The sequence below is a fragment of the Brevundimonas sp. genome (assembly GCF_004210735.1).
In the GTDB taxonomy this organism is placed as follows: domain Bacteria; phylum Pseudomonadota; class Alphaproteobacteria; order Caulobacterales; family Caulobacteraceae; genus Brevundimonas.
On record NZ_SDZL01000034.1, the window covers coordinates 23,650 to 30,807 of the forward strand.

Annotated in this window: 9 protein-coding genes; 2 read left to right on the forward strand and 7 right to left on the reverse strand. The window is 68.0% G+C overall.

Annotated elements, in window-relative coordinates; genetic code table 11:
* Positions 1–13: 13 nt before the first annotated feature.
* Both EON91_RS09230 and EON91_RS09235 read right to left on the reverse strand, forming a co-directional pair.
* Complete coding sequence (locus tag EON91_RS09230) at positions 14–1,240, reverse strand: TCR/Tet family MFS transporter (protein ID WP_292093746.1); 1,227 nt, start codon at positions 1,238–1,240, stop codon at positions 14–16.
* A gap of 66 nt (positions 1,241–1,306) precedes the next feature.
* The gene (locus tag EON91_RS09235; protein WP_292093748.1) at positions 1,307–2,539 is read right to left on the reverse strand and encodes an ectonucleotide pyrophosphatase/phosphodiesterase; all 1,233 of its coding nucleotides are present in this window, start codon (positions 2,537–2,539) and stop codon (positions 1,307–1,309) included.
* A gap of 97 nt (positions 2,540–2,636) precedes the next feature.
* Between EON91_RS09235 and EON91_RS09240 the strand changes: the two genes are divergently transcribed.
* Positions 2,637–3,545 carry an ABC transporter ATP-binding protein gene (locus EON91_RS09240; protein WP_292093752.1) on the forward strand — a complete coding sequence of 303 codons (909 nt, stop codon included), beginning with the start codon at positions 2,637–2,639 and terminating at the stop codon, positions 3,543–3,545.
* The gene (locus EON91_RS09245; protein WP_292093754.1) at positions 3,542–4,387 is read left to right on the forward strand and encodes a hypothetical protein; all 846 of its coding nucleotides are present in this window, start codon (positions 3,542–3,544) and stop codon (positions 4,385–4,387) included. Before EON91_RS09240 ends, EON91_RS09245 begins: the two co-directional genes overlap by 4 nt.
* Here EON91_RS09245 and EON91_RS09250 read toward each other — a convergent pair.
* From EON91_RS09250 to EON91_RS09270, 5 genes are all read right to left on the reverse strand, one after another.
* Positions 4,359–5,291: a LysR substrate-binding domain-containing protein gene (locus EON91_RS09250; RefSeq protein WP_292093756.1), complete on the reverse strand. Its 933-nt coding sequence runs from the start codon at positions 5,289–5,291 to the stop codon at positions 4,359–4,361. The two genes, EON91_RS09245 and EON91_RS09250, sit on opposite strands and share 29 nt — an antisense overlap.
* Before the next feature lie 182 nt (positions 5,292–5,473).
* On the reverse strand, positions 5,474–5,941 hold the full coding sequence (locus EON91_RS09255; protein ID WP_292093757.1) for a GNAT family N-acetyltransferase: 468 nt from the start codon (positions 5,939–5,941) through the stop codon (positions 5,474–5,476).
* Positions 5,938–6,315, reverse strand: coding sequence for a DUF4180 domain-containing protein (locus EON91_RS09260; RefSeq protein WP_292093760.1), 378 nt, complete (start codon positions 6,313–6,315; stop codon positions 5,938–5,940). The genes EON91_RS09255 and EON91_RS09260 overlap by 4 nt, the downstream gene beginning before the upstream one ends.
* Positions 6,316–6,390: 75 nt before the next feature.
* Positions 6,391–6,810 (reverse strand): 50S ribosomal protein L17, encoded by a 420-nt coding sequence (rplQ, locus tag EON91_RS09265; RefSeq protein WP_292093762.1) that lies wholly within the window; start codon positions 6,808–6,810, stop codon positions 6,391–6,393.
* Between the two features lie 111 nt (positions 6,811–6,921).
* A partial coding sequence (locus EON91_RS09270; protein ID WP_292093765.1) for a DNA-directed RNA polymerase subunit alpha C-terminal domain-containing protein occupies positions 6,922–7,158 on the reverse strand: 237 nt, incomplete at its 5' end.

The following is a 7,158-nucleotide window of genomic DNA, read 5'->3' on the forward strand; positions in this document are numbered from 1 at the left end:
CGGACGCGAGACCTCAAACGGTTGCAGCCTCGCTTTGTTGCCCCTTGCGCACCGTGATCCAGCCAAAGATCGCCGCCACCGCCAGCACCCCCGCGGCCAGATAGAAGGCCAGCCCCGGCGCAGACCCCACCGACACTGAATAAACCCAGCCGAAGAACAACGGCGAAGCGACCCCGGCGATGGAGGCGACGCTCATGGTCGCGCCCTGTAACTGGCCCTGCTCGTCCTCACCCACGCGCCGGGTCATCAGCGACTGCAGCGTTGGCATGGCCAGCCCCCACAGGGCGTTGGGCAGCATGGCCAGGATGAAGGCCAGCGGCGTCGGCGCCCAGCCCATCAGCGCCAGACCAACGGTGCCGCCGATCAGGCCCAGGATCATCGCCCTGCGATCGCCCAGCCGCTTGACGATCGGCCCGACCAGCAGGCCCTGAACGATCATGTCCAGCACGCCCACACCGGCCAGCAGCAGTCCCACCTGCCACGGCCCCCAGTCATAACGGGCGGCCGCATACAGGACGAAGACCGCCGAAAAGACGTGGTGCGCGAAATGCAGCAGGAAGGTCACCCCCGCCAGCCCGCTCAGCTCCGGATGGCGGCGCAGCAGCATCATCGCCCCGACCGGGTTGGCCCGGCGCCAGCTGAAGGCCATCCGCTTCTCCGGCGGCAGGCTCTCGGGCAGGACGAACAGGCCGTACAGGAAGGCCACGCCGGACAGGGCGGCGGCGACCCAGAAGGGCGCGCGCGGGCCGAATTCACCCAGGAAACCGCCCATCACCGGCCCCAGCACAAAGCCGCCGGAAAACGCCGCCCCGATCAGCCCATAGGCCCGCGCCCGCTGCTCGGGCGGGGTGATGTCGGCCATATAGGCGTAGATGGTGGTGAAGCTGGACGAGGTGATCCCCGCCACAATCCGCCCGACCGCCAGCCACCACAGGTCCGGCGCCAGCGCCATCAGCACATAGTCGGCCGCCAGCCCCGCGCAGGACAACAGGATCACCGGGCGACGTCCGTACTGGTCCGACAGCGAGCCGATGATCGGCGAGGCCACGAACTGCATCCCGGCCCACAGGGCGATGAAGACGCCGTTGATCACGCCCGCCCGGGCGTTTGAACCGACGAATTCCTCGATCAGCCCGGGCAGCACCGGAATGACGATGCCCATGGCGACGATGTCCAGCACCGCCGTCACGAAGATAAAGGCCAGGGCGGCCCGGCGGACCTTGGGATTCAACAGGGACATGAAGCTCTCTGGAAGCGGCCGCCGGGTGTAGCTCGCCGCAAACACGCCGTCATCCTGGGACGCCGGTTACCGGGGTGAACCCAGCACCTGATCCGACGCCCGCACGTCGCCGTCGCCCGCCGGGACAGGCAGCTTCAGCAAGCGGCCGATCAGGGGGTGGATATCGACATTGTCCAGCCCCTCGACCCTGCGGCCGTTTGCAATGCCCGGGCCGTGGGCGATGAACAGGGCCTGCATTTCGGGCGCTGCATTGTCATAGCCATGATCGCCGCCCGCACGGCGCATCTGGGCGTCCGGTTTCAGCGCCAGCCAGCCGGTCTCGGCCAGGCAGAAGAAGCTGGGCGCGCGCCGGTGGCGGCCGAAATGGAGACGTTCAGGCAGTTCGCCCTTGCGCCAGCATTGCAGGTGATCGCGCGGGGCCAGCACCTCGGCCGCCACCTCGGCCTCGCGCCCCGGCGCGGGTTCGATGGCCACCGTTGCGCCGCTGTAGAGCACCGTCGCGGCGTCGGAGGCGACGACCGGCCCCAGCCGCACCACCCGATCCGGCGAGGTCGCGGCCATGCCATGGTCTGAAACGATCAGCAGCACGACCCGGTCGTCGATCCCCCGCGCGCGGACTCCTTCCACCAGTCGCCCGATGGCCGCATCCACCCCGGCGACGGCGGCGTTCACCTCGGCCGAGTCCGGGCCGAAGCCATGCCCGGCGGTGTCCACCGCCTCGAAATACAGGGTGGCGAAATCGGCCTGATCGTCGCCCGTCAGCCACAGCAACAGTTGATCCACGCGCGCCTCGGCGCTCATGTCCTCGTCATAGGGCAGCCACCAGCGCGGACGCACGCCGCGCACCTGCGCCTCCGAGCCGGGCCAGAACATGGCGGCGGCGGTCAGGCCGGCGTTCTGGGCGGTGACCCAGATCGGCTCGGCGTCGTCCCACCAGCGGCGGTCGCTGACGGCGTCCTTGTTCGACAGGCGGAACACCACGCCGGGAATGTCGGCGTCGGTCATGGTGTTGTTGACTACCCCGTGCCGGTCGGGCCGCAGCCCCGTCACCAGGGTGTAGTGGTTGGGAAAGGTCTTGGTCGGAAAGGACGGCTGCATGGCGCCTGACGCCCCCTCGGCGGCCAGTCGCGACAGGGTCGGCGTCAGGCCACGCTCCAGATAATCCGGCCTGAACCCGTCGATGGAGATCAGCACCACGATGGGGCTGGGCGCCTCCACCCCCTCGTCCGTCGGAGCCTGCGCCGTGGCGCAGGCGGACAGGATCAGCAGCAGCAACAGACCGGTCAGGCGGGACAACATGGCGACTCCAGCGGGCAAGCGCGACATTGCCTAAGCTTAATCTGCGACAGGTCGAATACGACTGGTCGAAATCCCGTCGAGCCGCCAAGCTGCGCCCATGACAACGGTCATCGAAACACACGGCCTGACCAAGACCTATGGCGCAGTGCGCGCCCTGGACGGTCTGAGCCTGAGCATTCCGCGCGGCGGGGTTTACGGCGTGCTGGGACCGAACGGGGCCGGCAAATCGACCCTGTTCCGCATCCTGCTGGGCCTGATCCGGCCGACCGAGGGCGAGGCCCGCGTGCTGGGCGGGGGGCTGGGCGATGTCAGCGCCACCCGGCGCATGGGCTCGATGATCGAGACGCCGCGTTTCCCGCCCTTCATGACCGCCCGTCAGGTGCTGGTCTGGCTGTCGGTCGCGCATGGCTCGCGCGATGATGCTCACATCGACCGCTGGCTGGACCGCGTCGGCCTGAAAGAGGCGGCGGATCGCAAGGTGCGCGGCTTCTCTGTCGGCATGCTGCAACGCCTGGGCGTCGCCGCGGCGCTGATGACGCGGCCCGAACTGGTCATTCTGGACGAACCGACCAGCGGCATGGACCCCATGGGCATTCAGGAAATGCGCGCCCTGATCCGCTCGCTGGCCGACGACGACGGCGTGACCGTGGTTTTGGCCAGCCACCAGTTGGCCGAAGTGCAACGCATCTGCGATCGTGTCGCCATTCTGGACAAGGGCCGCCTGGCGGCCGAGGGCAAGGTCAGCGAACTGACCGCCGCCAGCGAACGCCTGCGCCTGTCGCTCAGCCCCATGGCCCCGGCGCTGGACCTGCTGGGTCCGCGCGCGACGGTCGAGGGCGAGGCGATCCTGGCCGCCATCCCCCGCGCCGAGGGGGCCGCCCTGATCCGCGATCTGGTCGGGCGCGGCGTCGCCATCGACGAGGCCCGCTGGGTCGGCGCCGATCTGGAGACCGTCTTCATGACGCAAACTCAAACTCCGGCTCAATCGTCGGAGGCCGCGCAATGATGCTGATCGATGCGATCCGGGCCGAGGGTTATCGGCTGCTGAAGAACCGCACCACGGTGTTCTGGAGCGTCGTCTTCCTGCCGGTCATGTCGCTGGTTCTGTCCACGCTGGGCGTTCTGGCGGCCCGCCTGAATCAGCAGAAGCTGGCCGAGGCGAACATCAATCTGAACATGCCCGGCGGCGCGCAGGATCTGGGCCAGACTCTGCTTGCCGTGGCGGCCGACGTGGCCAATCCCGCCCTGCTGCTGTTCGTGCTGATCGGCGCCGCCACCGTCTATGCCGGCGACTATCGGTGGGAGACCTGGCGCCTGACCAGCGCCCGCAACAGCCGCCCCGCCCTGCTGCTGGCCAAGGTCGTCAATGTGGCGCTGCTGGCGCTGGCGGCGATCGTGGCGCTGGTGCTGTCCAAGCTGATCGGCGACGCGATCAAGGGCGTCATCATGGGGCGTGCTCTCAGCTTCTCGCTGGGCGATGACGCGGGCCGGATACTGGCCGTCGTGGGCCTGGGTTGGGCGCGGATCATCCAGTTCACCCTGATCGGCCTGCTGACCGCCGTCGTCAGCCGGTCGCTGCTGGCGAGCCTCTTCGTGCCCTTGGTGGTCGGCGTCGCCCAGGCGGCCGCGCCCATGATCCTGGCGGGCATGGGCGTCATGCCTGGCGGTTGGGTCTCCATGCTGGTTTCGCCCGCCCAGGCTTTTGACCTGTTGCGCAGCGCCCTGACCGGCGAGGTCGTTCCGGTCGCCGCCATGACGCCCGCCGTCACAAGCTTCGCCCTGTGGCTGCTATGGCCGGTGATCGCCGCACTGGCGTGGTTCAGCCGGCAGGACCTGTCGAAGGAATAGGTGGCGGCATCGAGGGCGGCGGGGGGCTGAGCGCGCCCTGCCCCACCAGCCAGTCGCGGAAAGCATCCACAGCTGCGTCGCGTCGCCCCTCGGATCTCAGGAAGGCGAACAGCGAGGGCCTGGGGGCGAAGCCGAACGGCGCCACCAGCCGCCCGGAGGTGATGTCGGGCGCGACAAAGGCCCACGGCGCCACCGCGACGCCGATCCCCGCAATCGCCGCTTCGATCATCGAATGATTATGTGCGAACTCCCGCTCGACGGCCGCGGGCGTCAGATCCACACCAATCAGCTCGGCCCAAGATGTCCAGCTGCGCCGGAAGGTGGCGGACCGCAGCCGGGGCGCGCGCATCAGCGCCTCCATCGACGTCAGGGACTGCGCTATCGCGGGTGAACAGATCGGTCCCTGATACTGGGGCATGAAGACGGTCGCCTCCTGTCCGGTCATGTCCTGATCCGGCTCGATGATGCGAATGGCGCCGTCAAAGCGGTCGCGGCGAAAATCGACCCGGCGATAGGATTCGGAGACCCTCACCCGCACCTCGGGGTGGGCGTCCAGAAAATCCTGCAGGCGCGGGATCAGCCATTTCAGCGCGACGGTGCCCAGGCAGGATATCTCGATCTCGCGCGGCTGGGCGTGACGGGCGGCCAGGACGGCGTCGTCGATCAGACCGAAACCCTGCGTCAGCCGTTCGGCCAGTTGCGCCCCCGCTTCGGTCAGGGTCAGGGCATGGCGTGGCCCGGTCACCAGCAGTAGGCCCATCGACGCCTGCAAGGCCGCGACCTGACGGCTGACCGCACCGTGGGTGACGCACAACTCTTCGGCTGCGCGCGTCATGCTGCAATGCCGGGCGAAGGCCTCGAAGGTGCGTAGGGCGTTCAGCGGCGGCGGGGCGGCCCGCTTCATGTGATTGTTCCTCACAGCAGCCGCCACGCTTAATCGATTTCGGCCAACACGCAAATCGGGTTCAAGCCGGTGGATGCCGTTGTTCGACAAAACCCCGCCACCGCCGCGCCCCGGGCGCCGGGACTGGATCGCCTACGCCCTGTGCGCGGTCGTGATCTGGATCGCCGTCCTGTGCGAAATGCTCAACTGAGCCGCTTCTCCATCCACACATCGCACCGCGCATAGGGCGTGGGCGCGGGTGGCAGAGGGACAAAGCCAAAGCTGTCATACAGGGCCCGGGCGGTCGTCAGACTGCTGCTGGTCTCCAGATACAGCCGATGCGCACCGGTCGCCCTGGCCGCCGCTTCGCAGGTCTCCAGCAGGCGGCGGGCCAGGCCCAAACCCCGCGCGGCGGGCGTGACGGTCATCTTGGCGACTTCATAGCCACCGTCGGCCATGGCCATCAGGGCGCAACAACCGATCACTTCGCCTTCGCGCTCGGCCAGGAAGATGCGGCCGCCACCATCCAGAATCGCGGCCTGCGGATCGTCCAGCACCTTGCGGTCCTTGGCCTCGATGACGAAACCGCCCTCGTTCAGCCAGGCCTCATTCAGTTCGCGCCAGTCAGCGGCGTGTTCGGGGCGATAGTCGATGATGGAGACGTCGCTCATCGCGTCCTCAACCTGGCCTCCAAGGCCGTCATGTCCGGCGCAAACCAGATCCGGTCGCCGCGATTGGACTCGCGCACGAAATCCCTCAGGGCGCCGCTGGCGGCCTCGGCGGCGGTGATGTCGCCCACGATGGCCAGTCGCTGTCCATAGGTGACGATCTTCTGCAGCAAGGCCCCGGCCAGACCGGTCTTCAGGTCCAGAAACTCGGGCGACAGCCGCTCCGTCGGCAGCACCAGCCAGTCCACCTCTTGCCCCCAGGTCGCGCCGATCAGATCCAGCGCGTCAGCCTCGGCCGTCACGGCTGGGCCGTCCGCGGCAAAGACCATCACCCGGCGGTCGGCGATCCGGATCACGGCGTCATCAGTCGGGGTCATTGCGGGCTCCGGACAAGCGAAAGGGCGGCAGGATCGCTCCGGCCGCCCTCGAAGGTTCGCTCAGCGTGGCGAGGCTCAGGCCTCGTCGTCGCCCTCGATGGCGTAGACCGGACCGGAGTCCAGACCCTTGGCGCCCGCGTCACGATCGACGAACTCGATCACGGCCATGGCCGCGTTGTCGCCGTGGCGGAAGCCGGCCTTCATGATGCGGATATAGCCGCCCTGACGTTCGGCGTAACGCGGGCCGAGCGTTTCAAACAGCTTGCCGACCTGCGGCACGTCGCGAACGGCGCTGATGGCCTGACGACGGGCGTGCAGGTCGCCCTTCTTGGCGAGGGTGACCAGCTTCTCGACGAAGGGACGCAGTTCCTTCGCCTTGGGCAGGGTGGTCGTGATCTGCTCGTGCTTGATCAGCGAGGCGGCCATGTTGGCGAACATGGCCTGGCGGTGGCTGACCGTACGGCCGAGCTTACGATAGGCGGCGCCGTGGCGCATCGGGGTCTCTCCTACTCAACCCTGGTTTCCGGCATACCCGCCAGACCTGGGGCCTTTTCATTCTAACCGCCCCATCCGCGTCCCGAAGGCCGCCGGGCGGAGGGTTGATGACTAGATCTGGTCGTCGAACTTCTTGGCCAGCTCTTCGATATTCTCCGGCGGCCAGTTCGGCACATCCATGCCGAGCGACAGGCCCATCGTCGCGAGAACTTCCTTGATCTCGTTCAGCGACTTGCGGCCGAAGTTCGGGGTGCGAAGCATTTCACCCTCGGTCTTCTGGATCAGGTCGCCGATGTAGACGATGTTGTCGTTCTTCAGGCAGTTGGCCGAACGGACCGACAGCTCCAG

What these genes read in the sequence shown, in the direction of transcription:
- EON91_RS09250 (WP_292093756.1), bottom strand. Translation starts at nt 5,291, where the DNA reads ATGAAGCGGGCCGCCCCGCCGCCGCTGAACGCCCTACGCACCTTCGAG.
- EON91_RS09235 (WP_292093748.1), bottom strand. Translation starts at nt 2,539, where the DNA reads ATGTTGTCCCGCCTGACCGGTCTGTTGCTGCTGCTGATCCTGTCCGCC.
- EON91_RS09240 (WP_292093752.1), top strand. Translation starts at nt 2,637, where the DNA reads ATGACAACGGTCATCGAAACACACGGCCTGACCAAGACCTATGGCGCA.
- rplQ (WP_292093762.1), bottom strand. Translation starts at nt 6,810, where the DNA reads ATGCGCCACGGCGCCGCCTATCGTAAGCTCGGCCGTACGGTCAGCCAC.
- EON91_RS09245 (WP_292093754.1), top strand. Translation starts at nt 3,542, where the DNA reads ATGATGCTGATCGATGCGATCCGGGCCGAGGGTTATCGGCTGCTGAAG.
- EON91_RS09230 (WP_292093746.1), bottom strand. Translation starts at nt 1,240, where the DNA reads ATGTCCCTGTTGAATCCCAAGGTCCGCCGGGCCGCCCTGGCCTTTATC.
- EON91_RS09260 (WP_292093760.1), bottom strand. Translation starts at nt 6,315, where the DNA reads ATGACCCCGACTGATGACGCCGTGATCCGGATCGCCGACCGCCGGGTG.
- EON91_RS09255 (WP_292093757.1), bottom strand. Translation starts at nt 5,941, where the DNA reads ATGAGCGACGTCTCCATCATCGACTATCGCCCCGAACACGCCGCTGAC.